General features: G+C 68.8%; 47 protein-coding genes and 1 pseudogene. 9 read left to right on the top strand and 39 right to left on the bottom strand.

Annotated features, from left to right (window positions below; genetic code table 11):
* Positions 1–73 precede the first annotated feature (73 nt).
* Positions 74–202, bottom strand: coding sequence for a hypothetical protein (locus KUM49_RS49720; protein WP_302185397.1), 129 nt, complete (start codon positions 200–202; stop codon positions 74–76).
* The gene (locus KUM49_RS04900; protein ID WP_217235493.1) at positions 199–489 is read right to left on the bottom strand and encodes a hypothetical protein; all 291 of its coding nucleotides are present in this window, start codon (positions 487–489) and stop codon (positions 199–201) included. Before KUM49_RS04900 ends, KUM49_RS49720 begins: the two co-directional genes overlap by 4 nt.
* A 217-nt stretch (positions 490–706) precedes the next feature.
* Here KUM49_RS04900 and KUM49_RS04895 point away from each other — a divergent pair, with 217 nt between their 5' ends.
* From KUM49_RS04895 to KUM49_RS04880, 4 genes are all read left to right on the top strand, one after another.
* The gene (locus tag KUM49_RS04895) at positions 707–1009 is read left to right on the top strand and encodes a hypothetical protein (protein ID WP_217235437.1); all 303 of its coding nucleotides are present in this window, start codon (positions 707–709) and stop codon (positions 1007–1009) included.
* A 130-nt stretch (positions 1010–1139) separates the two neighbouring features.
* Entirely contained in the window at positions 1140–2342 is a 1203-nt protein-coding gene (locus tag KUM49_RS04890) for a helix-turn-helix domain-containing protein (RefSeq protein WP_217235436.1), read from the top strand.
* Positions 2343–2436: 94 nt separating this feature from the next.
* Positions 2437–2751, top strand: coding sequence for a hypothetical protein (locus KUM49_RS04885; protein WP_217235435.1), 315 nt, complete (start codon positions 2437–2439; stop codon positions 2749–2751).
* 152 nt (positions 2752–2903) lie between these two features.
* Positions 2904–3137, top strand: a complete 234-nt coding sequence (locus KUM49_RS04880; RefSeq protein ID WP_254400743.1) for a hypothetical protein — start codon at positions 2904–2906, stop codon at positions 3135–3137.
* A 167-nt stretch (positions 3138–3304) separates the two neighbouring features.
* On the opposite strand, the gene KUM49_RS04875 is transcribed toward KUM49_RS04880, so the two are convergent.
* The 13 genes from KUM49_RS04875 to KUM49_RS04815 all read right to left on the bottom strand — a co-directional run bounded on the left by KUM49_RS04875 (position 3305) and on the right by KUM49_RS04815 (position 10275).
* Positions 3305–3721: a hypothetical protein gene (locus KUM49_RS04875; protein ID WP_217235433.1), complete on the bottom strand. Its 417-nt coding sequence runs from the start codon at positions 3719–3721 to the stop codon at positions 3305–3307.
* A complete protein-coding gene (locus KUM49_RS04870; RefSeq protein ID WP_217235432.1) occupies positions 3718–4026 on the bottom strand; it encodes a hypothetical protein in 309 nt (102 codons plus the stop codon). Before KUM49_RS04870 ends, KUM49_RS04875 begins: the two co-directional genes overlap by 4 nt.
* On the bottom strand, positions 4023–4289 hold the full coding sequence (locus KUM49_RS04865; RefSeq protein WP_217235431.1) for a hypothetical protein: 267 nt from the start codon (positions 4287–4289) through the stop codon (positions 4023–4025). The genes KUM49_RS04870 and KUM49_RS04865 overlap by 4 nt, the downstream gene beginning before the upstream one ends.
* Positions 4286–4477, bottom strand: a complete 192-nt coding sequence (locus KUM49_RS04860) for a hypothetical protein (RefSeq protein WP_217235430.1) — start codon at positions 4475–4477, stop codon at positions 4286–4288. Before KUM49_RS04860 ends, KUM49_RS04865 begins: the two co-directional genes overlap by 4 nt.
* Positions 4477–5421, bottom strand: coding sequence for a hypothetical protein (locus tag KUM49_RS04855; RefSeq protein WP_217235429.1), 945 nt, complete (start codon positions 5419–5421; stop codon positions 4477–4479). Before KUM49_RS04855 ends, KUM49_RS04860 begins: the two co-directional genes overlap by 1 nt.
* Before the next feature lie 89 nt (positions 5422–5510).
* Complete coding sequence (locus tag KUM49_RS04850) at positions 5511–5822, bottom strand: hypothetical protein (protein ID WP_217235428.1); 312 nt, start codon at positions 5820–5822, stop codon at positions 5511–5513.
* A gap of 8 nt (positions 5823–5830) precedes the next feature.
* A complete protein-coding gene (locus KUM49_RS04845) occupies positions 5831–6070 on the bottom strand; it encodes a hypothetical protein (protein ID WP_217235427.1) in 240 nt (79 codons plus the stop codon).
* 9 nt (positions 6071–6079) lie between these two features.
* Positions 6080–6670 carry a hypothetical protein gene (locus KUM49_RS04840; RefSeq protein ID WP_217235426.1) on the bottom strand — a complete coding sequence of 197 codons (591 nt, stop codon included), beginning with the start codon at positions 6668–6670 and terminating at the stop codon, positions 6080–6082.
* A gap of 84 nt (positions 6671–6754) precedes the next feature.
* Complete coding sequence (locus KUM49_RS04835; protein ID WP_217235425.1) at positions 6755–7045, bottom strand: hypothetical protein; 291 nt, start codon at positions 7043–7045, stop codon at positions 6755–6757.
* Positions 7042–8424, bottom strand: a complete 1383-nt coding sequence (locus tag KUM49_RS04830) for a replicative DNA helicase (RefSeq protein ID WP_308406545.1) — start codon at positions 8422–8424, stop codon at positions 7042–7044. Before KUM49_RS04830 ends, KUM49_RS04835 begins: the two co-directional genes overlap by 4 nt.
* Positions 8421–8630, bottom strand: coding sequence for a hypothetical protein (locus KUM49_RS04825; protein WP_217235424.1), 210 nt, complete (start codon positions 8628–8630; stop codon positions 8421–8423). The genes KUM49_RS04830 and KUM49_RS04825 overlap by 4 nt, the downstream gene beginning before the upstream one ends.
* On the bottom strand, positions 8627–9337 hold the full coding sequence (locus KUM49_RS04820; protein WP_217235423.1) for an ATP-binding protein: 711 nt from the start codon (positions 9335–9337) through the stop codon (positions 8627–8629). Before KUM49_RS04820 ends, KUM49_RS04825 begins: the two co-directional genes overlap by 4 nt.
* Positions 9337–10275 carry a helix-turn-helix domain-containing protein gene (locus tag KUM49_RS04815; protein WP_217235422.1) on the bottom strand — a complete coding sequence of 313 codons (939 nt, stop codon included), beginning with the start codon at positions 10273–10275 and terminating at the stop codon, positions 9337–9339. The genes KUM49_RS04820 and KUM49_RS04815 overlap by 1 nt, the downstream gene beginning before the upstream one ends.
* Before the next feature lie 176 nt (positions 10276–10451).
* Between KUM49_RS04815 and KUM49_RS04810 the strand changes: the two genes are divergently transcribed.
* Together KUM49_RS04810 and KUM49_RS50145 are read left to right on the top strand one after the other, a co-directional pair.
* On the top strand, positions 10452–10715 hold the full coding sequence (locus tag KUM49_RS04810) for a hypothetical protein (protein WP_217235421.1): 264 nt from the start codon (positions 10452–10454) through the stop codon (positions 10713–10715).
* Between the two features lie 15 nt (positions 10716–10730).
* Positions 10731–11297: a type II toxin-antitoxin system prevent-host-death family antitoxin gene (locus KUM49_RS50145; RefSeq protein ID WP_217235420.1), complete on the top strand. Its 567-nt coding sequence runs from the start codon at positions 10731–10733 to the stop codon at positions 11295–11297.
* 62 nt (positions 11298–11359) lie between these two features.
* Here the strand turns inward: KUM49_RS50145 and KUM49_RS04800 are convergent, their stop codons facing one another.
* From KUM49_RS04800 to KUM49_RS04690, 23 genes are all read right to left on the bottom strand, one after another.
* Complete coding sequence (locus KUM49_RS04800; RefSeq protein ID WP_217235419.1) at positions 11360–11605, bottom strand: WhiB family transcriptional regulator; 246 nt, start codon at positions 11603–11605, stop codon at positions 11360–11362.
* Complete coding sequence (locus KUM49_RS04795) at positions 11602–12453, bottom strand: hypothetical protein (RefSeq protein WP_217235418.1); 852 nt, start codon at positions 12451–12453, stop codon at positions 11602–11604. Before KUM49_RS04795 ends, KUM49_RS04800 begins: the two co-directional genes overlap by 4 nt.
* Positions 12450–12704, bottom strand: coding sequence for a hypothetical protein (locus KUM49_RS04790; protein WP_217235417.1), 255 nt, complete (start codon positions 12702–12704; stop codon positions 12450–12452). Before KUM49_RS04790 ends, KUM49_RS04795 begins: the two co-directional genes overlap by 4 nt.
* 97 nt (positions 12705–12801) lie before the next feature.
* Complete coding sequence (locus tag KUM49_RS04785) at positions 12802–13146, bottom strand: hypothetical protein (RefSeq protein WP_217235416.1); 345 nt, start codon at positions 13144–13146, stop codon at positions 12802–12804.
* Entirely contained in the window at positions 13143–13538 is a 396-nt protein-coding gene (locus KUM49_RS04780) for a DUF4326 domain-containing protein (RefSeq protein WP_217235415.1), read from the bottom strand. Before KUM49_RS04780 ends, KUM49_RS04785 begins: the two co-directional genes overlap by 4 nt.
* Complete coding sequence (locus KUM49_RS04775) at positions 13535–13873, bottom strand: hypothetical protein (RefSeq protein WP_217235414.1); 339 nt, start codon at positions 13871–13873, stop codon at positions 13535–13537. Before KUM49_RS04775 ends, KUM49_RS04780 begins: the two co-directional genes overlap by 4 nt.
* A gap of 66 nt (positions 13874–13939) precedes the next feature.
* Positions 13940–14896: an AAA family ATPase gene (locus KUM49_RS04770; protein ID WP_217235413.1), complete on the bottom strand. Its 957-nt coding sequence runs from the start codon at positions 14894–14896 to the stop codon at positions 13940–13942.
* Positions 14897–14906: 10 nt separating this feature from the next.
* Positions 14907–15746 carry a PD-(D/E)XK nuclease-like domain-containing protein gene (locus KUM49_RS04765; RefSeq protein WP_217235412.1) on the bottom strand — a complete coding sequence of 280 codons (840 nt, stop codon included), beginning with the start codon at positions 15744–15746 and terminating at the stop codon, positions 14907–14909.
* Positions 15746–15946 (bottom strand): hypothetical protein, encoded by a 201-nt coding sequence (locus KUM49_RS04760; protein ID WP_217235411.1) that lies wholly within the window; start codon positions 15944–15946, stop codon positions 15746–15748. Before KUM49_RS04760 ends, KUM49_RS04765 begins: the two co-directional genes overlap by 1 nt.
* A gap of 97 nt (positions 15947–16043) precedes the next feature.
* On the bottom strand, positions 16044–16274 hold the full coding sequence (locus KUM49_RS04755; protein WP_217235410.1) for a hypothetical protein: 231 nt from the start codon (positions 16272–16274) through the stop codon (positions 16044–16046).
* A gap of 130 nt (positions 16275–16404) precedes the next feature.
* Entirely contained in the window at positions 16405–16719 is a 315-nt protein-coding gene (locus tag KUM49_RS04750) for a hypothetical protein (protein ID WP_217235409.1), read from the bottom strand.
* Positions 16719–17078, bottom strand: coding sequence for a hypothetical protein (locus KUM49_RS04745; protein ID WP_217235408.1), 360 nt, complete (start codon positions 17076–17078; stop codon positions 16719–16721). Before KUM49_RS04745 ends, KUM49_RS04750 begins: the two co-directional genes overlap by 1 nt.
* Complete coding sequence (locus KUM49_RS04740) at positions 17075–17281, bottom strand: hypothetical protein (protein WP_217235407.1); 207 nt, start codon at positions 17279–17281, stop codon at positions 17075–17077. The genes KUM49_RS04745 and KUM49_RS04740 overlap by 4 nt, the downstream gene beginning before the upstream one ends.
* Positions 17281–17586: a hypothetical protein gene (locus tag KUM49_RS04735; RefSeq protein ID WP_217235406.1), complete on the bottom strand. Its 306-nt coding sequence runs from the start codon at positions 17584–17586 to the stop codon at positions 17281–17283. Before KUM49_RS04735 ends, KUM49_RS04740 begins: the two co-directional genes overlap by 1 nt.
* Positions 17586–17756 carry a hypothetical protein gene (locus KUM49_RS04730; RefSeq protein ID WP_217235405.1) on the bottom strand — a complete coding sequence of 57 codons (171 nt, stop codon included), beginning with the start codon at positions 17754–17756 and terminating at the stop codon, positions 17586–17588. The genes KUM49_RS04735 and KUM49_RS04730 overlap by 1 nt, the downstream gene beginning before the upstream one ends.
* Before the next feature lies 1 nt (position 17757).
* Positions 17758–18102 carry a hypothetical protein gene (locus tag KUM49_RS04725; protein WP_217235404.1) on the bottom strand — a complete coding sequence of 115 codons (345 nt, stop codon included), beginning with the start codon at positions 18100–18102 and terminating at the stop codon, positions 17758–17760.
* Entirely contained in the window at positions 18099–18296 is a 198-nt protein-coding gene (locus tag KUM49_RS04720; protein ID WP_217235403.1) for a hypothetical protein, read from the bottom strand. The genes KUM49_RS04725 and KUM49_RS04720 overlap by 4 nt, the downstream gene beginning before the upstream one ends.
* Positions 18293–18925 (bottom strand): hypothetical protein, encoded by a 633-nt coding sequence (locus KUM49_RS04715; protein ID WP_217235402.1) that lies wholly within the window; start codon positions 18923–18925, stop codon positions 18293–18295. Before KUM49_RS04715 ends, KUM49_RS04720 begins: the two co-directional genes overlap by 4 nt.
* Positions 18922–19656 carry a hypothetical protein gene (locus tag KUM49_RS04710; RefSeq protein WP_217235401.1) on the bottom strand — a complete coding sequence of 245 codons (735 nt, stop codon included), beginning with the start codon at positions 19654–19656 and terminating at the stop codon, positions 18922–18924. The genes KUM49_RS04715 and KUM49_RS04710 overlap by 4 nt, the downstream gene beginning before the upstream one ends.
* A complete protein-coding gene (locus KUM49_RS04705) occupies positions 19653–20270 on the bottom strand; it encodes a hypothetical protein (RefSeq protein WP_217235400.1) in 618 nt (205 codons plus the stop codon). The genes KUM49_RS04710 and KUM49_RS04705 overlap by 4 nt, the downstream gene beginning before the upstream one ends.
* Complete coding sequence (locus tag KUM49_RS04700) at positions 20267–20497, bottom strand: hypothetical protein (protein ID WP_217235399.1); 231 nt, start codon at positions 20495–20497, stop codon at positions 20267–20269. The genes KUM49_RS04705 and KUM49_RS04700 overlap by 4 nt, the downstream gene beginning before the upstream one ends.
* Before the next feature lie 104 nt (positions 20498–20601).
* Entirely contained in the window at positions 20602–20910 is a 309-nt protein-coding gene (locus KUM49_RS04695; RefSeq protein ID WP_217235398.1) for a helix-turn-helix domain-containing protein, read from the bottom strand.
* Entirely contained in the window at positions 20907–21113 is a 207-nt protein-coding gene (locus KUM49_RS04690; RefSeq protein WP_308406544.1) for a helix-turn-helix transcriptional regulator, read from the bottom strand. The genes KUM49_RS04695 and KUM49_RS04690 overlap by 4 nt, the downstream gene beginning before the upstream one ends.
* A 216-nt stretch (positions 21114–21329) precedes the next feature.
* Between KUM49_RS04690 and KUM49_RS04685 the strand changes: the two genes are divergently transcribed.
* The 3 genes from KUM49_RS04685 to KUM49_RS04675 all read left to right on the top strand — a co-directional run bounded on the left by KUM49_RS04685 (position 21330) and on the right by KUM49_RS04675 (position 23673).
* Positions 21330–21869 (top strand): helix-turn-helix transcriptional regulator, encoded by a 540-nt coding sequence (locus tag KUM49_RS04685; RefSeq protein WP_217235396.1) that lies wholly within the window; start codon positions 21330–21332, stop codon positions 21867–21869.
* 100 nt (positions 21870–21969) lie between these two features.
* A complete protein-coding gene (locus KUM49_RS04680) occupies positions 21970–22371 on the top strand; it encodes a hypothetical protein (protein WP_217235395.1) in 402 nt (133 codons plus the stop codon).
* A gap of 21 nt (positions 22372–22392) precedes the next feature.
* On the top strand, positions 22393–23673 hold the full coding sequence (locus KUM49_RS04675) for a hypothetical protein (RefSeq protein WP_217235394.1): 1281 nt from the start codon (positions 22393–22395) through the stop codon (positions 23671–23673).
* Positions 23674–23694: 21 nt separating this feature from the next.
* Here the strand turns inward: KUM49_RS04675 and KUM49_RS48010 are convergent.
* Positions 23695–23808 (bottom strand): annotated as a pseudogene (locus KUM49_RS48010) (chorismate mutase); the annotation flags it as partial.

Below are 23808 nucleotides of genomic sequence, written 5' to 3'. Positions count from 1 at the left end.
GGGAGTGGTGCGGGGATTGCGAGCCGCGGGCGGCGGGACGGGGGTGGACACCGCCACCCGCGGGGATTGGGGGTTAGCGCTGCTGTTCGGCGGCGCGCCGGGCGGCTTCGGCAGCCTCGGCCGCAGCCTTCGCGGCCTCCATGTGCTGCCGGGCCTGCTCCGCGAGAGCCTTCGCCTGCATGCCCTGCTCGGCGGGGCTCACGACGCGCCCTCGACGATGACGAGGAAGCTGTCGGAGGCGAGGTCCATCACGACCCGGGCCGGGACACCGTTGCGCCGCTGCTCCGCGGCGTAGGACTCCGCCGGCCACTGGCCACGCGGGGCGCCAGCCGAGAAACGCTCCAGGATCCGGCGGGCCGGCTTCGGGGCGGGCGGGGTGGAGCGGCGGTACGACGCGGTCTCGTGAGCGAGGCGGTCGGCAGGCGACAGAGTAGGGGTGTCGAGCAGGCCGGTTCCGGTACTAGCGCCCTGCCAAGTACGATCTGCCATGTCTGGTCCTCCTGATAGCGCAGGTGGTTCCGGATGTTCTGGCCGGGTGTGCAACCACCCGATCAGGCAGGCCCTCCCCGGTGTGCAACCACTGGGGAGGGCTGTTGAGCAGCCCCGATTCGGTGTGCAACCACCGGTCGGGGCTTCGTTCGTCTTCGACAGTAGAGGAACACTTAACCGTTGACAAGTACGTCGGGCGGAGAGGAACAATGGCGACATGACAGCCGATGACGAGAAGGGAGGGATGCCCGACCTGGTCACCTTCACAGAGATCGCCGAGCGGCTGAACAAGCTTGGCCTCGTCTCCAGACCGATCACGCGGCAGGGCGTCCGCCACATCGCCGACACCGACCCCGACTGGCCCATCCCACCCGAGCGGAGACTCCGAGCCGGCCGGGTCTGGATGATGGAGTGGGGGCCCGTGGAGGAATTCTTCCGAAATCGCGAAAAACCGCGCGGAAGGGGCGCCGCCGAAAAGACAGCACCAGAAAGCGGCGAGAGCGAAAAGCCCGAGCAGTAATTCCTCATGACCTCAGCGCACCACCATGCTGAGCGCCGTTCCAGATTCAGCCTGTTGTCAATCGGCAACAGGCGAATCTGACAACAGCAACCCCCTCCGCCCAACCCGCAAGCGGCGACAGGATGACGGCATGACCTTCGGAACGGAGCTCCGCCGACACCGGCAAGACGCCGGCCTTACCCTCGCTGAACTGTCCAGCCGAATCCTCATGCACCGCACCCACATCCACCATGTGGAGACAGGACGGCGAGCCCCCACGGCAGAGCTGGCGGAAGCAGCCGATACCGCCCTGCACGCAAACGGGGCACTCGTCGCCGAGTTCCTTCGCGAGCATTCACAACGGCAGGAACAGGCAGCCACCCGCAAGACGCTGGCCGCCTCCCTCGCAACCTCGCGTGACCTCATGGCGCTCGCCGACCTGGAAATCGACCAGCTCCACGCCGGGGTCGAAGAGACGGCAGTCGACTACCTCGCCCAGGCACCCGGCCCGATGCTGCTCCGCGCCGACACGCTTCGCCGCGACGCACTCCAACGCCTCCAGGACTACCGGCACGGACCCCACGAGCGGGCCGACCTCTACGTCGCCGCCGGGCGCCTCTCCGGAATCCTCGCCTACGCCGCCCTCGACCTCGGCGATGCCGACGCCGCGTTAGAGCACGCGCGCGCCGCAGGTCGCTGCGCCCAGTACGCGGGCGACACCGAACTCCTGATGTGGGTGCGTGGCACGCAGTCCCTGATCGCCCGCTTCAACGGCGACTACGGCATCGCCCTGGATTACGTCCGTGACGGGCTCCAGTACGCCGGCGATGTTCCAGGCTCCGGGGAGGCGCGGCTCGTGTGCGGTGAGGTCCAGTGCCTCGCCAACCTCGGCGACAGCCGGGGCGCCAATCGCACCCTGCATCTCGCTGAGCAGGCACGCGAGCGCATCCACCGCCCCGACTCCCTGGCCGGCCTCTTCGAATTCTCGGAGACCAAGCAGCGGTATTACGCCGCCTCGTCCTTGATCTGGCTGGACGGCGGCGACGACGCGCGCACCGCAGCAACCGAAGCCGAGGCCGCGATCGCCTCTTGGAAGCAGATGGCGCCGGAGCAGCGGTCCCTCGACGACGAGCGGCTGTGCCACATCTACCTGGCGACCGCCCAGGTACAACTCGGCGAGGTCGAAGCGGCAGCCGAGGCGATGGCCCCTGTACTGGCACTCCCCGCCGAGGCCCAGATCAGCTGGATCAACAAGCGCGCGCATCGCGTGAGCTCGATGCTGTCGGCGCCCCGATTCCAGCACTCGCACGCGGCAACCGACCTGAGGGAGGCGATTACTGCACTCGGCACCTGAAACGCGAACGGCCGGGTGCGTCAACACCCGGCCCGTTCTATCGGCGAGCTGTAACTCGCCGATCAAGAAACCCAACCCTGGAAGGAAGGTTCTCGTGCCTCAGCTTACCCATGCCGCGTTAGAGCGGCCCGTGAAATCCACCACGGTTGACCATCTGATGGATACCGCGCTCGATGACCTGCTCGCCGAGTTCCGCGTCGACGTGTCGACTCTGGAGACCGGCCCGGGTTTCACCGGCGGCACCTACGTGCGCAAGGACGGCTCCTTGCTGTTCGTTCGCCCGGCAGGCCGGCCCGACGCAGAGTGGCAGATGATGGCGCGCGCGATGCTGGGTCGGGTGCTGAGGGTGCCGATGCCGGAACTGCCGGAGCCGTACCAGCTGACCGAGGTCCCGGCGCCGACCGCCTGACCACGCCACCAAGCGCCCCCCGTATCCCGGCCATCGGATGCGAGGGCGTTCGCGTGCGCCGCGTTTGCGCCCTTGTGCCGCCTTGGTGCGCCGTCGACCGTTGTGAAGGTCGATTGTCGGTGCACTGACAGGGGGCTGGAGTGCGACGCAAGTTGGACGACACATTGGGCCGGTTGCTGCTCACGGTGGCGGGGGTGCTGCATCGGGGTATCGCGAGCAAGCAGGCAGTGAAGGGCTGGAAGCTGCGCCGGAACGAGGTGCTGCGGGCGGCACACCGGCGGGGCGTCCCGGTGGAAGTGCTGGCGTCGCGGTTGGGGTTGACGCAGTCGTGGGTGCGGTACGTGATCAAGAATCCGAAGAAGGCAGCCATCGAGGAAGCGGCCTGACCCCGCACACAGCGAAGGGCCCTCTCCGCCGCAATCGGAGAGGGCCCTTCGTCATTCCCGCCGCTGGTCCCGTCTCCACCGCCGTCGTTTCCGCCACCGCGCCGCGGCGAACCCGGCGTTGGCAACCAGTCCGGCGCCGATGGCGGCGGCGAGGAACGGCCAGGTGGTCACTCGCCGTGTTTTTCGAGCGGCCAGCGCGCGTCCGCGTCGGCGGCTTCGCGGACGGTCGGCCCGCCGTCGTGGGCGGGGATGGACAGGTCGCGGGTGCCAGCGAGCATCCATGCCGGGCCGTCGGTCGCTTGGGTAGCTGCCAGGCCGGGCGCGGGCTGGTCGAGGGCGGCGAGGACGTCCTGCGATCGGCGGAGGTAGCCCAGTGCATCCGTGTTCTGCTCCGGCGAACAGAGAGCGCGGACGCGGGCGATGGCGGCCTCGGCGCGCGCGGCGCGGATGCTGGCCGATGCGAACGCCGCGTCTGCGCCGCGCAGCTGGCGGTACAGCTCGGTGTCTTGGGCTGCTTCGAGGGATTCGTAGAGGGCGTCGAGTGCGTCACTGGTGATGCTGTCGACGGTGTGGCGGTCGGTCATGCGGTGTCCTGTTCGGTGTGGGCCCACGAGGGCGCGATGCCGGGGCTCGGGGTCTTGCTGATCGCGCGGGCGATGTGCCGCAGGGCGCCCCAGCGGGTGAACGTGTAGCCCAGTTCGTGACCGCCGCCGGTCACCATGAGCGGCCGGGTGTCGATCGGGTTGGGGGTGTAGGTCTTCAGGTCCCACCTCCAGCGGCGTAGGCGGTGCAGCGTGTAGGTGGTGGGGGCGCGTTTGACGGGGGTGAGGCGGACTTCGTGGACGGGTTCGGTTGCGGTGCCTTGAGCGTGGTGCCTGGTGCAGTTCATGCGGCTTCCTTGTCGATGTGGGCCCACGAGGGGCGCGTGCGGGCGTCTGCGGGCTTGTGGGACTCGGGAGGCGAGGCGGGAACCTCGGAGTGCCGCACGAGCGCCACAACCCCCGCCACGCCTCGCCACAGGCCTCGGCAGGCGCACGCGACGGTGACGACGACGGTCCACCCGGCGAGCGTGGCCACCGCGGCGAGGAGGACGATCCACGCGAGGAGCGCGACGCCGAGCGTGACCACGGTGTCGATGGCCTCGGCGATCACGACGGGTCCTCCTTCGGCTGCTGCGCGGCGGCCCAGTCGAGGGCCCGGTGTGCGTCCTCGGCGGCGAACGCGGCGAGGAAGTACGGGTCGGCCATGTCCTGTCCGGCCTCGGCGAGGGCGGCGTCGGTCTCGTACTCGGCGGCGATCGTCTCGGAGGAGAAGCCGCACGCGTTCAGTTCGCGCTGCATCACGCCTCCTTCGGCTGCTGCGCCCCACCAACGGGCTGCGTGTCGAGCAGGTGCCGGATGCGCGCGGCCACCGGGTGTACCGCGTCCGGCCCGGCCAGTCGGCGGCCGATCTCGTCGAGGCTGGCCGCGAACTCCAGCACGCGTTCGATCGCGGCTTCCTTCCGGTGCAGCGCTTTGCATGCCTGCTCGTAGGCCCACGCTGTCGGGTAGGGCTGCCGGTCGTGGGCGATGGCGAGGTCCCGTTCACGGCGCAGCTCGGCCTGCTCGGCGTCCGCGACGGCCAGCACGGCGTCAAGCACGAGGTCCATCTCGCGGTCCACCTGCTCGGTGTGCTCGCCGTCCCAGCCGTTCTGTCGCATGATCGCGAACAGTGGGGTGGCGTACCGCTCGCGACGCTCGGCGGCATCCGCCCGGTCGGTGGCGGGCTTTGAGTCGGCTTTGGGCCCGGTCTGGCTGGCGAGGGCGGACTCAAAGGCGGCCCGGTCCTCAGCGTCGGCGAGCAGTTGGCGTCCGCAGCGTGCGCCCTTCAGCCACTCCCGCACCATGGCCGTGGTCACGGGGCGCTGCTCCCGGTCGGCGATCACGCAGCACTCTTCGACGAACGCCAACGCGTCCTCGGATCGGTACAGCTGGAGGCCGAGTTCGTCGACGAGGTCGCGGGCCTCCTCGGCGGTCAGCTCAGGCGCGGTCTGGTCGGGGGCGGGCGCCACCCCGGCAGGAACGGCAGCAGCGTCGGTCGGCGGTTCCTCCGCCCAGCAGCCCGGACGCACAGGCTCCCAGTCGCCGTAGGAGACGCGGCGGCGGATCACGACCGGGCCGGTGTCGCCGGGGAATAGGGCGACGCCGCTGGTGTCCGAGCGGGCGCCGAGGACGGTGTGGAACTCCCACTCAGGCGGCGGCGTGCACGGCAGGAGGCTCTTACGGATGGGCTCGGGCTGGGTCATCGGGTTGTTCCTTCGGTCGGGGCCGGCGGGGTGTGGAAAGGTCGGGGTGCGAGCCCCGGGCGATTCCAGCGCCCGGGGCTCGTCTCCGGTCACGGGGCGGACGAGGCGGCGGCAGGACCCGCGCAGGTGCATCGACGCTCGCTGACAGCGCTGACGCTGAGCAGAGCTCCGCACGGCCCGTTGCCGTCGCACTTCCAATGACGGCAGTCGAGGCAGTCGGGCAGCGGCCGCACCACGACTGTGGTGGTGCGCTCGGCCAGGCGGAACGTGAACTCGGGCTGCATCTCGCGTCGTCGGATCAGCCGCTCGGCTGCGAAGTCCACGTCGGTGGTTATGCTGCTGGCCTGTTCCCACGAGCCGTCGGGCTGCTCGCATTGGATGAAGAACTCGACGGTGGTCATGTGGCTCCTCAGGTCGCGGTGCGGGCGGTGGCGGCGTCGAAGCAGGCGCGGCAGTTCCGGTCACCGCACGGCTGGCCCGCCGTGTGGGCGGCGGCGATGCGGTTCAGTTCGGCGCGGATGGCCGGGTCGTCGACGACAGCCCCGGCGATGAAGAACGCGAGTTTCCAGGTGTCGACGTGGCAGTTGATCCGTTGGGCGAGCAGGTGGCGGAGGCGGTCGTCGGCGGGCGGATACGCGGGTGTGGGCATGACGGCTCCTCAGGCAGACGGGACAGCAGCGGCGCGGCGGCGGACGGTGATCCCCGGCCCGGTGTCGACGCCGTCGTCGTGCCGCTCGATCAACTCGAACTCCGTGTCGTAGCCGTCCCACGGGTTCTGCGGCAGCCACTCCAGGCGGCCGACCTCGTCCTTCTGCGACCGCAGCCACGCCTCCGCGGCACCCTTCGCGGCGGCCTCGGAGTTGGCGTAGCCGATCAGGTAGTCGGAGACGTTGCCCGGCTCGTACATCGCCTCCCAGGCGGGCAGCACCGTGTCGAGGCTGCGGCTGGCGGGGGCGGTGACGGGCTTCCACTGCTGGACGACGACGGGCCGCTGCTCGACCTCGACCGCCTTGATCTCGTCGTCGCCGAACCACAGGTCGCACTCCTGCTGCTCGGTCAGGCCGCGCTGGTAGCGGACGGCATAGGTCAGGCCGTCGTCGGGGGCGCGGAAGACGAGACGGACGGTCTTGTTCCAGCGGCTGGTGGAGACGGTGTCGCAGGCGAGTTCTTCAGCGGTGCCGTCGCAGTCGAGTTCGAACGGGACGCCGATCTCTTCGAGCTGCTCGGGGGTGAAGTGGCGGGTGGTCATGGTCGGGTTCCTTACTGGCGGGTCAGGTTGGGTGGGTGGTCGATGGTCAACGTGCGGCGGGGTGCGGGGGCTGCCAGCGGGCCATCAGGCGGCGCCCGCGTCGGGCATCTGGTGCGGTCGGAGCATCTGGACGACGGCGGCCTGCTCGCACTTCGGGCAGGTGCAGCGGCCGTGCGTCGGGGTGGGTCCGGTGGCGGTGGAGCCGATCGGCCATCCGCCGGTGTGGGCGACCTGGTAGCCGGGGTCGGGGGCTACGGCGAGCGGGGCCGGCTTCGACTTGGCGGGGGCGGGGCGGCCGGTGAGGTACTGGAAGTACTCGCGGAGGCTGCCGTCTTCGCGCATGGCGGCGATGTCTTCGATCGTGGGCTGGTTCATGTCTGCCCCATGTCGACAAAGCGGCTGTAGTGGCCTTGGAAGGCGGTGGTGATCGTGGCGGTGGGCCCGCCGCGGTGCTTGCCGACGATCAGGTCGGCTTCGCCGGCGCGGGGGGTTTCCTTCTCGTAGGCGTCTTCGCGGTGCAGCAGGATGACGATGTCGGCGTCCTGCTCGATCGCCCCGGACTCGCGCAGGTCGGACACCAGCGGCTTCTTCTCGGTGCGCTGTTCGGGGCCGCGGTTGAGCTGGCACAGGACGATGACGGTGATCCCGAAGTCCTTGGCGATCAGCTTGAGGTTGCGGGAGATCTCGGCGACGGCCTGCTGCCGGTTCTCGGCCTTCGGCGCTTGCATGAGTTGCAGGTAGTCGACGATGACGAGCCGCAGCCCTTTGGTGCGGACGAGGTTGCGAACTCGGCCGCGCAGGATGGGCAGGGACAGCAGCGCGCCGTCGTTGATCCACAGGGGGGCGGCGGCAATGTCGGGGGCTCGGCGGGCGGCCCGCGTCATGTCGTCGTTGGTGGCGATGCCCTGCTTGAGGTGGTGGTGGGCGATGCGGGCTTCGGCGGACAGGATGCGGTCGGAGAGTTCTGCCTGCGACATTTCCAGCGACTCGAACAGGGTGGGGATCTTGTTGCGGATGGCGGCGCCGCGGGCGAAGTCTGCGGCGAGCGTCGACTTGCCCATGGCGGGGCGGGCGCCGATGACGACGAGCTGGCCGGGGGCCCAGCCGCCGCAGAGCAGGCTGTCGAGGTCGATGAACCCGGTGGGGATGCGGTCTTCGTTGGAGGGCGGGGTGGTTGCGCGTTCGATGCTGTCGAGGAGGAGGTCGCCGATGGCGGCGAGGTGGTCTTCGTCGGTGGGGCGGACGGCGCCGTCGAGGTCGGCTTGGATGGCGGCGACGTCGGCGTCTTCGTCGAAGGCGGGGCTGCTTCCTTTGAGGATGGCGTCGTAGCCGAGGGCGACGATGCGGGCGGCTACGGCTTTTTTGGTGACGCGGGTGGCGTACCAGGCGGCGGCACCGTAGTGGGCGTGGTTGCTGAGTTCCATGAGGTCGCTGATGGCGGGTACGCGAACTGGCATGCGGCCCTCGGCGTGCCACGTCTCCAGCTGCCGGTGGACGGCGAGGTATTTGAGTTCGCCGTCGTTGAAGGCTGTGCGGAGTTCTTCTACCGCCCACCAGGACCAGCGGAGCCAGTCGGTGGTGATGTCGGCGGGGTCGAAGCCTTCGGCGCCGAGTTCGTCGATCGCGGCGGGCTGCATGATCGCGGTGGCGACGAGGATGCGTTCGGCCTCGAGGTCGCAGGGCCGCGCGGGCGGGCGCGGGCCAGCTTCCGCCGTGGCCTCGTCGGGCGCCCACATCTCGGTGTCGGTGGTCACGCGTCGTACTCCTCGGCGATGGATTCCAGATGCGGGGTGGCTCGGTCTTCGCCGTCGCAGGCGGTGCAGGGCGCCGCGAGGACGGCTTCGCGGCCCTGGGTGATGCGCTTGCGCATGACGGGCGTGAGTCCGGGGACGTCGGTCGTGACGGTCGTGAACGTGGAGCCGTGGCCGTTGCAGACCCGACAGAAGTCCAGGGCACTCATGCGGCCCTCCGGCGGCGGTCGCTGCCCTTGATCGCGACGCGCTCGCACATTTCGCGGAGGCGGCTGGTGACGCGGTCGCCGAGGCGGGCACGGAGCTGGTCGGCGTCGGCGTTGGAGGTGATCAGGGTGGGCAGGTGCCGCTCGTAACGGTGGTTGATCAGCCGGAAGTTGACCTCCTCCGTAAACTCGGTCGGTTTCCGCTCCGCCCCCAAGTCGTCGACGAGGAGCATGCGGGCGTCCCGGAACCGCCGGAACTCGGCCTCCGAGTCGACGCCGTGCCGCGGCCTCAGGGCGGCGTACAGATCGGCTGCGGTGGTCACCTGCCATTGCGCGTACACGCCGGACACGGCCAGCTCCCGCATCGCCCCATACGCCTCGTGGGTCTTGCCGACACCGCACACGCCGAGCAGCAGCAGGGACGGGCCGTGCGTGATGGAGGCGATCGGCGAGTGCCGCTCCTCCTGCGTCTCCTTCGCGGCGGCGACAAGGCCGTCGATCCAGGCCCGCAGCTGGGGCAGCGAAGGCGTCGCGGTCCGGTAGTGGAACGGCACCAGCGCGGCGGTCTCGGCGTAGGTGTGCCGGGCGACGTTCTGCGGGCTGTGCGGGTCGAAGTCGTGCAGGTTGATCCAGTCGGCGTCCAGGCCGCGGGCGGCGAGCAGCGGGGCGAGGTCGTGGCCTCGCAGGTTGGCGGGCGGGATGTACTGCATCAGAGTTCCTTGTCGTAGACGGACTGGTCGGTGGGGTCGCGGTACGGCTCGTAGCCGCCGGAGACGGCGCGCAGCTGGGGGCCGGGCTGCGGGTCGGGCTCGTCGTCGTAGCAGCCCTTGTTGAGCCAGGTGGCCGGGAGTTTCGTGTACTTGGGGTCCTGGCCGAAGCGCTCGCGGGCGTAGGCCTGGGCGGCGTCGACCATGTGCTTGGGCTCTACGCCGCGTTCGATGGCGGCGATCCATGCCTTCTTGGCTTCTTCGCGGTCGCGCTTCTTCGGGTAGTTCGACATGAACGCGCCGAATGCCCGGAGGTGGTGATCCGTCTTCTCGTCGCCGCTCTTGGTCTGGACCGAAGCGACCGGTTTGGCGGGCTCGTTCGCGCCAGCAGCGGGGAGAGAGTCTTCTAGTAGTTGTTTGTCTGACGGTTGTTGGTGGTTAGGGCTGCGTTCCGTGCGTGACGAACGGACTTTAAGTGCGTGACATTCGTCGGTCACGGACTCTGCGTGCGTGACTGTCACGCCTTTTCCGTCCGTGACGGTCACGGATTCTGCGTGCGTGACACCCTTGGATCGGGACCGGCGCTTCCGTGCGGCAGCCGCCGCTCGGAACTCGTCTTCCTCCCTCTCGAGGTCGCTCCAATCCGTGGCCGGGCGGCGTAGTTCCATCGCGAGCTTGTAGCGGGTGCGCCCTTCCTTGGTGCCGTCCTTGACGATCAGTCCAGCCTTCTCCAGCCGGCGTAGGGCGCGCTGGACGGTGGCCCGGTCGTAGCCGGTGCGGTACTGGATGCGGAGCACCGAGGGATGCGCGTCAGTGCCGGTCGGACTCGCGTGCTCAGCGAGCGCCTGAAGGACGTGCCGGGCGGTGGTGTCCGGCTTGCCCTTCTCGGTACGCGGCATGGGCGCCTTGTCCATGGCCCAGGTGACGGCCTCAGTGCTCACGGAAAACTTCCTTCGGGAGGGTGTCTGTGCTGGTCATGACTGGTTTGGGACAGCCCTCATGGAGGTGATTGATACGGCTGGCGCATCTCGCTACAGCCAACATACACTTGGCCACATGAATGTTGGCTACCGTTGTGCAACTGGATGTGGCCACACCCCTGTGGGACCATGCCGCCATGACCGAGGAGGAAGTCGTGACCCGCCTGAAGCAGGCAGCCGAAGCGAAGCGAACGACCGAGCAGGCCGCCACGAAGGATTTCGAGGCCGCCGTGGTGGACGCCTTGCGCGGCGGCATGAGGCCGGCCGCTGTAGCGAAGGCGACGGAGTACAGCTACGAGACGATCCGTCGTATTGCGCGCAAGTACGACCTTGCTCCGCTGCGCGAGCCGACCGTCACGAGCAGGAAGAAAGCCAACTCCGGGGGCGACTCCCCGGCCTGACCGAGGAGACCGCCCGTGTGGCTCGATGACAAGCGCACCGCCCTGTACCGCCTGTACGACGCGGGTGGACAGCTGCTCTACATCGGCATCAGCTACCAGCCCGAGGTTCGCTTCGAGCAGCACAGCGAGCAGAAGAGCTGGTGGCCGGAGGTGGCACGCCGCGACATCCAGTGGTTCGACGATCGCCCTGCGGCCGCAATCGCTGAAACTCTCGCCATCCGAACCGAGGACCCGGAGTACAACGGCACCTCCTCGCCGCGCCGCAAGCGCTGCACCATCCGGGACGGCGAAGCAGGTGATGGCGTGCATGAGGTGTCGCTGTCGCTGGCCCGCGGAAAGCTGACCTCGCTGGTCGAGTCGGTCACCAACGGCGGCCCCGCTGTCGCCTTTCTCAACTACGGACGGCGCGACGCATACCTGGTCTCGATTGACGAGTACCGACGCATGGAGGAAGACATCCGCATCGCGGACGTGCTGCGCCGGCTGCCCCAGGTTCTGAGCGGAGAGGGAGAATCGGACGCCGCCCGCGTCCTCCGCGAGGCGCTCGACATCGCCAAGCGCCGCGCTCTCGATTCGACCTGACCTCATCTCTCCTCCTTCTCCTCCGGGCCCCGCCTTTCGGCGGGGCCTTTGTCGTGTGCGGGCTAGGCGGCTTCTTTTTCGGCGGCGAGTCGGGTGGTGGGGCCTTGGGCTGCCCACAGGCCGTGGCGTTCGTTGATGCCGTGTCCGCCTTCGAAGCGCTGGACGTGGATTCGGCATTGAGGCTGGACGGGGCAGCGGTCGCAGACGGTTTTGGCCTGGCCGTACTTGGCGCCTTTGCCGTCGGGGTGCCAGGCGTCGGGGTCGGCTTGGGCGCAGAGCGCGTCGTCCATCCATGCGAAGCGGCTCATGCGGCGACCCCCAGCTGCCGCTGTTTGGCTGCCTGTCGTGCGGCTTCGGCGCGTGCGGCGCGTTCGCGGAGTACGGCGCCGAGCTGGTCGCCGATGTACTTCTCGTTGCCGCCGAGCCGTTTCGCGATCTGCTCCGGGGATTCGCCGAGCAGGTAGAGGTGTTCGATCTCCCGCTTGCGGTCCGGGTCGCGCTCGTATTTGGGTGCGGCTTCGAACGGGGCGCACTCTTCGGGCTGGGCGTTCGGGTCGTCGATGTTGTCGTCCCACGCGGCCGGCCCGTGCCAGCCCTTCTTGCGGGCGAGGATGCGGGACCTGTTGCTGGGGCCGGGTCGGCGGATGAGGTGTTGGTAGTGGAGGGCGACGGTGTCGGCGGTGGTGGCGCGGACGTTGGCGAGTTCCCCGCGGGTGATGTTGCCGAGGGCGGTGGGGAAGATTCCGAGCTGGGGGGCGAGTTGGTCGATGGGCCAGCCGATGGCGACGAGTGCGCGGAGGCGTCGCATGGTGCCGGTGGCGTTGACGTCGCGGGTGTCGGCGGGCGGTGTGCCGATCGGGACAGACAGGACGGCGTAGGCCGTGTTGTTGGAGATGATCTGTTTTCCGCGGCGGACGTCGCTGATGAGGTGGTGGGCGAGGCCGGCGGCGCGGGCGATCTGGGCTTGGGTCCAGCCTGCGGCGAGGAGCCGTTCGATGTGGTGGCGGGTTTGGGTGGCGTCGGTGCGGCGGCGTTGTCCGCGGTGGTGTTCGAGGCGGAGGCGGCTCATGTACCGGTAGTTCTCGTTGGAGCAGGCTTCGGTTCGGCAGCCTCGCTGGTAGCAGCCTCGGCTCGGCGTGTGGTCTGCGGTGGTCACGGCCGGTTCTCCTTCCTGGTGTTGGTGGCGGCGAGGATGGCGTTGCAGCGGTTGAGTAGTTGCTGGTCCTGGCCGGGCGCCGCGGGTTCGGGCCGCGGCTCGAGGCGGGTGATGCGCCGTGCTGCTACCTGGTCGTTGCGGGTGCGGTAGTCGGGCTGGCGCAACGTGCGGTAGAGGCCGCGGGCGGTCCATCCGGCGCCGACGAGTGCGGCGAGGACGATCAGGCCGATGGCGATGTCGAGGGCGTTCACGTCCGCCTCCTGTGGCGCCGGTCGGCGATGGAGGCGATCACGGCGACGAGGCCGAGGAGGAGGCCGAAGATCCCGCAGTAGAAGGCGATGTCGCACATCAGGCGGCCCTCCTGGCGGCGGCGGTGCCTTTCCAGGTGCGGACTCCGCTGTGGTGGGCGGTGGGCCGGCTGGTGCAGGCCCAGCCCGCGGTCCGCACGTAGCCCTCGTCCTTCAGGAGCGTCATCAACCTGCCCCAGTGCGCCTGCGGGCTGGGCGGATCCGGCAGCTGGTGGGTGTCGGCGATCTCGTAGCAGGTGAAGGTGCGGCCCGACGCTGCGGCGGCTATGAACTTCGGCCAGACGATGGCCAGCCACGTTTCGTAGTCCTCGGCGCGCTGGACGGTGCGCATCTTCCGCTGCTCGGGGACGCTGCCGTCGAGGGCGGGCTGCACGGTCGCGGTCATGAGGCCGTCTCCTTGTTCGCGAGCTTCAGCAGGACGGCGGCGTGGCAGTGGTCAGGCTGGCCCTCGGCGGGGAGCGGGCAGGTGCAGGCGAGGTCTTTGCCGCGCAGCAGGTGGAGTTCGGCGAGGACGCGGCGGCGGTCGAAGACCTGCTTGCCGATGCGGTAGGTCTCCTCGTACCAGCCGCCTGCGGTGCCGACGCGGAGCCATTCGCGGTAGTTGACGGCGCAGGCGCTGCGGGGTTCCCCCATCTCGGCCTCGATGGCGTCCTTGATCGTGAACGGGTTCCCGAAGCGGGAGGGGCGGCTGACGATGATCGCGCCGTTCGGGTTGGTAGTGGCGTCGGCGAGCCTCCACCCGGCGGTGCGGCGGCGCTGAATGCGGGCGGGGCTCATCGGGCTGCCTCCTCGAAGAGGCCGTTGACCATGGCGTTGTGGTCGTCGACGGCGGTGTTGAAGCAGTCGCCGCACAGGAACGTGACGGGCATTTCCTCGTCGGGCTCGTGCCAGGGCTGTGCGGGCGGCTGGAAGCGGAACAGGCGGTGGGTGTGGCCGCAGTCGGGGCACTGGCCGTCGTGGGACGTGCCGACGATCAGCGCCTCTTCCTGGCGCAGGAGTTCGGCCTCGTGGGCCGCGTAGGTGATGCCGCAGCCGGTGCAGTCGCCGGGCCGGAAGATCGAGCCGTGTGGCGGCTGGCAGGGGAAGCCGTGCTTGCAGAGGGATACCTTCATGGCGTGTCCTTGTCGGGTGAGGGGCCGGCCCGCATTGCCCGCGGGCCGGCCGTTCGCGTGTGCGGGCTACTGCTGGGCGTTCTTGAGCGCGGTGCCGCGTTCCTTGATGAAGTCGCCGAGGCTGGTCGGCTGGCCGGTCTCCGGGTGCATCAGCGGCGTCGCGAGGGCGCTGGCTGCTTCGACTTCGCGGTAGAGATTGAGCAGGCTGTCCGGGGTCGCCTCGGGGGCGCTGGCGGCTTCGATCCACACGGTGGCGTCGAACTCTTTGCCGCCGTCGCGCAGCCAGTCGAGGTAGGGCTTGGCGATGTCTCGCGCCCCGTTCGGCTGATTGAGGAGGAGACCGCGGAAGGACGGGCAGCGGGACTTGATAAAGCGGAGCCGGTTCGCGTCGTCCATCTCGGCGGCCACGCCGAACTCGAACTCGATGCCCTTGCGCTGTTCGGCGCGCATCCCCTTGTTGACCGGGGCGCCGTTCTCAAGGACCCAGTGCACGTAGGACCGCATCGTGACGACGACGTGCCCCGGGTAGGCCATGAGCGCTTCGATCATCTCGTTCTGGATCGGGGTGCCGTCCTTCCAGCCGGCGAACTTGTTGCCGCCGTACTTGGACTTGGCCTTCTCGACCTGGTCGAGGGTGCCGTCGGTGCCCTTCCAGAAGTGGCTGAGGGAGTCGACCATGACGACGGGGTAGCTGGCCTGGGCTGCGGCGGCCAGGGCTTTCTGCAGGTCGCGCGGGTCGTACCGGTGCATCGGCAGGGTGTCGAAGGTGACGTCGAGGTCGTTGACGTAGAGGGCGGCAGCACCGCGTTCCGTGTCGATGACGGCGAAGCGCCGTCCCTCGGCGAGCCCGCTGGCGATGGACAGGCCGGTCCACGTCTTTCCTGAGCCGGACGGGCCCTGGATGGCGACGGTGGCGTTGAAGCCGTCTTTGGTGGCCGGCCGGAAGGTGAACGGACCGTCGTCGTACTCGTTGGTCTGCGGGGCCTGGCGGGCGGTGCGGACAGGCGGCGGAAGCTGGGACATGCGGGTTCTCCTAGCGGTACTGGCGCTCAAGCCAGGCGGGCGGCGAGATGAGCGGGGTCTGGAGGTAGCCGGGCCACTCACCGGCTTCGCGGCAGAGGGCGTAGGTGTTGAGGGCGACCTCGTTGAGGTGCTTGCCGATGGCGCAGGCGCTCGAGTCGAGTTCGATCACCGAGACCAGGTAGGGCGGTTCCTTCTCCTGGAAGATGAACTTGAACGGGCAGACCAGCTCGGTCAGCCCGAACTCCAGGGCGCCGTCGCGGTAGTACTCCTGCTGCTGGTGGTAGCCGTACTCGAAGATGTGGTTGGTCAGCTTCGACGGGTTGGCGGAGCGGCAGGACTTGTAGTCGACGAGGGTTCCGTCGTGGCGTGCCCAGTCGATGCGGATGCGGCGCCAGACTCCGCGGTCGTTCCAGATGATCGTGCGCTCGGCGACGCCGCTGCCGGGCTCCAGCAGCTGCGCGGCTTCCGGGTGCTCGCGCAGCACCTTGGCCATGGCGTGGACTTTGTCGAGGTCACGCTTCTTGAGCGGGATGTTCCCGGCGGCGCGGATCTTCTTGATCTCCTCCTTGACCTCGTTGGTGTTCCAGATGTCCCGCTCGACGAGGACGAGTTCGGGGCCGTCGCCGAGGACGACCTTGTGGGCGGCGGTGCCGAAGTCGAACTCCTTCTTGCTCGGCTCGGGGTTGTCGAGCCAGTGCTTGAAGGCGGCGGGGCATTCCGTGGCGAGCTTGCGGGCGCCGGTCGAGGAGAGGCTGCCGCCGGGTACGGGGTCGGCGTGGTAGATCTCGGCGTCGACGTTGTCGTACACGCCCGGCTCGACCTCGGCCGGCGCCTCGACGGTGGCGGTCATCAGGCCAGCCCCCGCAGCAGCTCTTCGGTCTGGTCTTTGGCGGTGTCGACCTTCTCGGCGAGCTCGGTGTTCTCCCGCTGGAGGCTGTCGCGCTCGTCGGTGACTTCGGCGAGCTTCTTCTCCAGTTCGTCGTACTCCTCCTCGAGCGCTGCCTTCTCGACTTCGAGGTCGGCGATGCGCTTCTCCAGGTCGGTGGTCATTCGGTGTCTCCGTTGTCGGTGTCGGCGCAGTCTTCGCAGCGGCCGTCGGTGGTGAACGGCCCGTCGGTGTTGCCGCAGTCACGGCAGGCGAGGGGGCTCAAAACGGGAGGTCCTCTCGGGTGTCGGCTCGGCGGGGCCAGAGCGGGAGGCGCCAGGTGCGGAGCTGGTCGATGCAGGCGCAGTCCGACCAGTTGTCTCGGTTGCCGAGCGGCCATCCGCCCAGGTCGCCGTGGCACTCCGGACACTTCGGGTCGGGCTGTCGGGTTAGGTGGATCGCCCGCTGGTGCAGCTCCACCTGCCAGCGGCCGAAGGTGCGGGTGAGGTACATGAGGTCTCGTTTCTGGGTGTGCTGGGTGGCGGGTCCCGCTCCTCGACGAGGGGGAGGGTCGGGGAGCGGGACCCTTCGGAAGCCGCGGCGCGCTTGGGGGAAGGCGCCAGGCGGCGGGCTATGGGGTTGGTCAGGCGGCAGTGAGTTGGGCCGCAGTGGGGATGGGGGTCTCGACGGTGTCGTCGGTGGCGACCTTGACCAGGCGCTGCAACTCCTCGATGCGGGAGTCGCGTTCCATCAGTTGGCCGACCTGCCGCTGGATGAGCTGTTCGGCGAGGACGCGCTGCCCGTCGGCGATCTCCGCCTGAGCCGCCAGGGCCCGGCAGCGGGCGGTGACGGCCCGAAGGCGGACGCGGTACCAGTCGAGGTCGTCGGTCAGGTTCGCCAACTTGGCCCGCAGCACCTTGTTGTCGGGGCCCGCCCGCCGCTTTCCCCGCCCGGGCATCACGCCGCCTCCCGCATCTGGTTCGCGGTGTCGCGCAAGGCGGTGATGACCTCGTCCTGGGTGCGGTCGGGGTGGTCGTTCCAGGAGGGGATCGGCTCGCCGACCTTCTCGGTGAGCATGAAGATCGCCCGGTCGGTGACGTTGATGTCGGCGTCGTCCACGGCGTAGCGGGGTGTGCCGTAGGCGGCGGTGAGGATGGCGCCCACCGCGCAGACACGGCACCGGTTCATTGCGCTGCCCTTGGCCTGCCGCTCGTCGTACAGGTAGCCCTTGTGGAGGCCGACGGCTGCGAGGTGGTCGGCGGCCTTGTCGAGGACGTCGGCGGCCTGCTGGGTGGGGCTCTGGGTTTCGGTGCTCACGGCTGCTCCTTGCGGTATCCGATGGCGTCGAGGAGTTCGAGGAGGCCGACCGTGATGCCGGGGTCCTTGGCGAGCTCGCCGGCGGTGAGTTCCGGGTAGTGGCCCGCGACTCGGTCGGCGATGTGGATGGCGGCCTTGCGGAGTTCCTGCTTGTCGACGGGGCCGACGGCGAGGATTCGCGACTCCAGCTCACGGCCGCCCATCACCCGGTCACCGTCTTGCTGGCGGCCCCGTTGAGCGCGGCGAGCACCTGAAGCGGGCTGCGGTCGGGCTCCCGCTCCCAGTGGGAGACGGAGGCCACGCCGAGGTGTTCGGTGAGGGTTTCCCAGGCGTCGAGGGTGGTCCGCTCGGCGTCGGTTCCGCCCTTTCCGGGGACGTAGCCGGCGGCCCGGTCGATCGCCGACATGATCGGGTTGGTGAGCGGGTCCCAGCCCTCGACGGCGAGCAGCTGCTCAGCGCCGCGGAGGACGCCTGCGATGCGGGAGCGGGTCACGGACAGCGTCACCATCAGGCCACCACCGCAGGGTCGAAGCGGGCGGCGTCCAGGCGGAGCTCGTACTCACGGGCCTGGCCGGGCAGCCACCTCGACTCGTCGGGGCCGAACTCGCGGTGGGCTTCCTTCCACACGCGGTCGAGGGCTTCCTCCACCACGTCGTCGAGAAGGATCGGGGACGCCATCTCAGGCCACCTCCCGCGCGGCCTGCTCGAAGGCGGCGATCACGTCGGCGGGGGTCCGGTCGTCGGCGTCGTTCCAGCGGGCGATGGAAACGACCGCTGCGGCCTCGTTGGTCGGCCCGAACATGCGGCTGGCGAAGTGCACGATGACCGGGTCGGCCTCGTCGCTGGACGGCACCGGGTCCCCGATGGTCGCGACGCACAGGGCGCCCACCGTGCACACCGGGCACTCGGCCGCGGCGAGCTCGACACCGACTCCGGACTCGGGGCGACCCCAATAGGCGCCCTTGTAGTGGCCGTTGGCGCGGATGACCTCGGCGGCCTTCAGGTAGATCTCGGCGAGCGTCACGGCGTCTCCTTGGGCGGGCAGTCACAGGCTTCGGGGTGGGTGCAGGCGAGGAGGTCGAAGATCTGCTCGTACCAGTCGGCGGGCTGCGGCTTCGTGCCGTGGCCGGCAGGCGGAGCGGCCAGCAGGGACTGGAGGCGGATGTCGGCGGTCACCACCGGCAAGGCGACGTCGACGTGGGCGATCGGGAGGGTCATGACGCCGCCGCCTCGGTGGCGAGTCGCCGCATGTCGTTGGCGGCGCCGCGCATGACGCGGGCGCGGTAGCCCTGATCGATCTCGGTGGCGGCGCGCTGGTCGAACCAGCTGGCAGCCTCGTTCAGCGCCGCCTTGCGGGACTCGGCCAGTTCCGCCTTGAGGCGTTCGACCTCGGCCAGCAGGGCGGGCACGTCCTCTTCGAGCACGGTCTCTGCGTTCTCCACCTCGCGCTGCCCTTCGGCGAGCGGGGAGAACTTGTTGAGCCATGCGGTGAGGGCCGCGGCCCGCTTGGCCGCCCGGTCCCGAATCTCCGCGAGCTGGGTGTCGTCGAGCGGCTGGGGCTGGTCGCCGACCGGCATCGGCAGGGCCCCCTGGGCGGCCACAGCGTCGGCCGTCTTCGCCGCCTCCCACTCGTCCTCCGACACGACGTCGACGTGGGTGAGGGAGATGTAGGCGCCGTGGTCCTCGACCCAGACGACGCCGTCGCGGTCCAGGCCGACCGGCTTGGCCTCGGTGCGGGTGCGGGTCACGATGCGGCGGGCGTCCGAGGAGTGCTCGGGGCGGCAGCCCGGGTAGGCGAAGACGAGCGTGCCGACCGGGTACAGCGCGTTCCACTGCTCGGCGTTCATGCCGCCACCCGCTTCCGGGCGGCGTCGTACTGGCCGATGGCCCACGAGGCGGCGTGGCACTGGTAGACGAAGTGGTAGTTCAGCTTGTCGAGGTTCCAGTCGCCGACGTCGGAGAAGGCGAAGCCGCCGATCTCACGGACCTTGACCTCGTGGTCGTCGCCGACCCTCTGGCGCCAGTGCTCGCCGAACTCCCAGCGGTAGGCGTCATCCTGATCGTCGTGATCCTTGGTGGATCCGCAGGTGCACTCCGCGCGGTAGGTGACGCCGTGCTCGAAGTCGTAGACCATCTGCATGGCCCAGTCCCGCGAGCACAGTCGATCGCTCTCCAGGATTTGTTCACGGACCGCTGCCCGCAGGCCGCGCGGGGCGCCCTCCTTGACGGCCTCCGCGACCTCGGCCTTGACCTGGGCGACCAGGCGCTTCCGGTCGTACTCGCGGACACTGTCGGCGCTGTTGACCAGCTTCGAAGCCCACCGGTCCGGCTCGACACGGATGCCGCGCAGCCAGTTGAACATGTCCTCGGTGTCCGGGCCGAAGCGCTCGAAGTGGAACGAGCCGTGCGAGCCGGCCACCAGCAGGTTGTACGGCCAGGTCACCAGGATGATCCGGGACCAGCCCTGGAGGGCCTTGAACTCGACGTGCCGGTACAGGCCGTCCTCTCGGAGCTCCACCAGCTTCCCGTCCTTCACGTCGCGGGCGACGTGAGCGGCGATCTCGGCGTACTCGGTCATGCCGTCACCTCGTCCTGGGTTCCGGCCGCGATGCGCAGCCCCATCTCGATCTCGTACAGGGAGGCGGCCTTCACGTGATCCGGCTCGACGGCCTGCAACTCCCGCAGGTCGGCGACCGCCTTCCCGATGGCCCACTGCAGGTGGGCGAGGTCGGCGGCCTGCTTCCCCTGCGCCGTCTCCGCCTTGTCGAGCGGCGTGAAGACCTGGGTGCCGTACTTGGTGGCGGTGGCGCACGGCCAGCCGGTGACGGTGCCCTCGTCCTGGCAGACCGCGCACAGCCAACTGTTGGGGACGCCGCAGTCGTCGAAGAAGGGGACGTGGAAGCGGGCCGGAAGCGCGGCGTTCTCCTCCAGGGAGAAACCGGCGAGGATTTCGTAGTACGGGTGGTCCGGGGCGTGCAGGAGCGTGGCGCGCTGCTGGCACTCGTCGTGCACCACCGGCTTGTCCGCCTCGGCGTTGCTGCGGCAGGTGCCGCACGCGTTCGGGTCGGCGCTGGTGCTCTTCTCGGCGAGGAACTTGGCGCGGTTTTCGACCCAGAACGGATCGGTGTCGGGGTCTTGCGGGGCGGCCGTGTCCCGGGCGAACCGGGCCGCGATCTCCGGGTAGTCGGTCATGCCGCACCGCCGAGAATGGCCACGCGAAAGTTGGCCACCGTCCGGTCGTCGGTCCGAACGCATCCGATGCCGAGGGACGGGTTCACGCTCGCCCGCAGCTCTCCAGGGGCGACCCGCTGCAGGTAGCGCTCAACATCCTCGGCGAGCGTCTCGGGCCGCGTGGTGAGGGGAGCAAGGTCGACGCCGCTGAAGGTGACGACGACGGGGATCTGGGATGATGAACTCACGGTTCACTCCTGTTTCTCTCAGGGATCTGTGGGTGAATCGCGCGGCTTTGGCCGCGGGGCCCCGGCTGCCGGTCTGACCACCTGCGGTTGGGGCCTTGGCCGCACTAGGCGGCGGACTTGGCGAACGGCTGGACCGTGAACTGCTCGCTGATCGCCCGGATGTTCATGCCGGAGAACCAGATGCGGTTGCCGTTGTCGACGTGCGGAATGGCCTTGGCGTTGGCCAGCTTGAGCAGCTTGTGCACCTGGAAGGGCAGCCACTCGGCGGCCTCGGCAGGCGTGTAGTGGAAGTAAGCGCCTTCCGGCGTTCCGGGCGCGGGGACGTCCTCGCGGATCTCGAAACGGGTGGGTGGCCGGCGGCGCGTGGGGGCGTCCTTGTCGGTGATCTTCTGCGTGGCCTGGGGGGCGGTCACGGGTTCTCCCGGTGGGTGATGTCGTCGGGGGTGGCATCCAGCGCCGCCGCGACCTTCCGGATGTTCTCGTCGCCCAGACCGGCGAGTCCTCGCTCCACTCGGGAGAGATGACCGCGATCTATGCCCGTCTTGGCGGAGAGCGTGCGTAGGCTCATATTGAGAGCCCTCCTTCTGAAGCGGATTGCGCTGGAGTGCGGTCTCACGCCTCAAAAGCTAGCCGTAGAGCGAGCTCCACACAAGCCTCAGTAGAGCTTTATTGGCTACTTAGTAGAGCCTTGCTGTCGCTGGAGTGCACACGGCGACTGGAGCGCCCAATGCGCCCCATGCAACCCAAACGCTCTGTTTGTGAGCCCCTGCGCAGGTCAAAAGGCCAGAACCTGGCTAGGTGGTTGCATGGAACTAGTGCATGATTGGGGTCCATGGACCGACAGGGAGAGTGGACACTCTCAGACTGGGAACGTCTCGGGCGTGCGTTCGCCGCGGGGCGCGAAGACGTGGGCCTGACCCAGGTCAGCGCAGCGCGGGCCCTCGGCGTGACCCGCACCCCGATCCAGGCAATCGAACGGGGCCGGCAGTCGAACGGTCAACCGTTCTCCAAGGTCACGCAGACAATGCGCGGCTATGCCCAGTTGGTCGGCTGGACCGCCGACTCGCCCACGCTGATCCTGAACGGGCAGGAACCAAAACCGGCCACGCAACCCGGTTCCGCGTCAGAGATCGATGCGAGGTCCGACCTGCCGTCGGCCGTGGACCGCGAGCTCCGATCCGGCAAGACCCTCGATCATGCCGTCGTTCACCTCGGGACCAACGAAGACGACGACACCCGGCTCATCGTCGTCCTTCAGGGCGCGGAGAACATGACAGAGGACGAGATCGACGCGGCGTGGCAGAAGTGGCGTCAGACGCGCCGTCGACTTCAGGCAATCCCCGGCGAAACAGACAACCCACAGGAATCGTAGGGTATTTCCGGCCCCAGACGATCGACTGTGACTCAAAAGTATGCTTCGATCGACAGACCGTCACCGAGGGGGGGCACTGCTCGGATCGGGGTAAATGCCCATGTGGGTCATGCATGTTGAGCGCGTCCAGGGTGACTATAGAGAGCCCGAGATCATTGATCTCGAAGACGGCTGCCTGTTCAGGCTGCACGAGTCAGACATCAGCGAGCGCGGCACGAAGATGCTTGCCGACCTCCTCACCGAACAGGCCCAGTGCTGGGCGCCCCGCCCGGCCGGGTCACCTCCCGGCCCCGTGATCCCCGTCCGGTGGATGTGCGTTGCCGACCTGCCAGACCCTTTCGCCATAGGAGTCGAGGACGGTCCCGACGCGATCACATACACCATCGATTCGTCGATCCTCAGTCAGCACGCGGCGGACTATCTCGGCCGTCTCGACACGGAGCGATCTCCTTACTGGCAGCGTGTACCCAAGGGCTACCACGACGGAACAGACGCCGAGTAGCCGAGCAAGCGAGGGGGCGCTGTGGCGCACGCCGAGAAGGTCTACAAGGTCCGCAACGGGAAGAAGACCACCAAGTACACGTGGCGATCCCGGTACAAGCGGCCAGACGGAAGCTGGGGAAGCGAGCCAGGCTTCCCCACCCGCAAGCTCGCCGAAGAATGGGGCGAGCAACAGGAAGCCGCGATCCGGGAAGGCCGCTGGGTCGACCCTGAACTGTCACGCAAGAAGTTCGGTGTCTTCGTCAAGCAGTGGATGGCCGCCCAAAGACCGCGCGGGAGGACCACCATGAACCGGTGGGAGCGCCTCGACGGTCACATCCTTCCCAAGTGGAAGGACACCCCGATGATCGCCATCAACTGGTTCGAGGTGGAGGCCTGGGCCCGGGAGCTGGCGCTCCGTATCGCCCGCAGCACCGTGACGGACTGCGTGCAGTTGATGAGCCGCATTCTCAACGGGGCCGTGGACTCCCGACACCTGACGGTGAACCCACTAGCCGGGCGGCGTCTCACGGGCCTGCCCGCGGACACCGCCAAGCAGAAGGCGGACGAGGACCAGGCCATGGAGCCTGAGGTCGTGCTCGAGCTGGCCCGCCGCCTCGGTCCGGTGTACGGGCTGCACATCGTCACCGCGGCCTGGACGGGGCTGCGGTGGGAAGAACTCGTCGGCCTGCACCGCCGGAACGCCCTGCTGGAGCGCAAGCAGAAACACGACGGCGGGGTGTTCACCTGCCCGATCATCCGTGTCGACAAGGAGGAGGGCGCGCTCGCCGAGTACTACGTGCGGGATGAGGAGGGCAAGCGGCGCAGTCACCGCGGGCTGGAGCCGCCGAAGAACCAGAAGTCAGCGCGGGATGTGGATTTGCCGCCGTTCCTGGCGCAGCTGCTGGAGAAGCATCTGGCGGACTGGCCGCACGAGTTCGTGTTCACCACGAAGACCGGCAAGCTGTGGTGGCGCAGTCACTGGTTTTCGGTCCTGCGGCCCGCAGCCGATGGGCGCGAGGAGCGTCAGAAGGGGCGCGGCCGGCCGGTGAGTGAGGAGTGGGAGCCGGTCGCGCCGGGTCTGACGATGCGGGATCTGCGGCACACGCATGACTCGTGGCAGGAGCAGATCGACGTGCGCCCGGTGTTGGGGTACGAGCAGATGGGGCACAAGTACCCTGGGATCAAGGGCACGTACCGGCATCCGACGCCGCCGATGCGCATTGAGCGTCTGGACGGGTTGCAGGCGTTGTTCGAACGGGCGATGCGGAACCTGGGATGGGAGAGCCTCTGGGAGGCCGTCCCACAAATATCCCCTAAATGATCAGTTGACGATCATTGGGGATCATGCCTCCGAGGTTCCATTGCTGGTCACAGCCTGGTCGGCGATCCGTTCATGGTGTCGAATGACCTCAGCGATGATGAAGTTCAGGAACTTCTCGGCGAAGGCCGGGTCGAG

It is taken from the genome of Streptomyces sp. AC555_RSS877 (assembly GCF_019049245.1).
In the GTDB taxonomy this organism is placed as follows: Bacteria; Actinomycetota; Actinomycetes; order Streptomycetales; family Streptomycetaceae; genus Streptomyces.
Note: the sequence above shows the minus strand (reverse complement) of the source record. Positions and strands in the feature narration are given on the sequence as shown.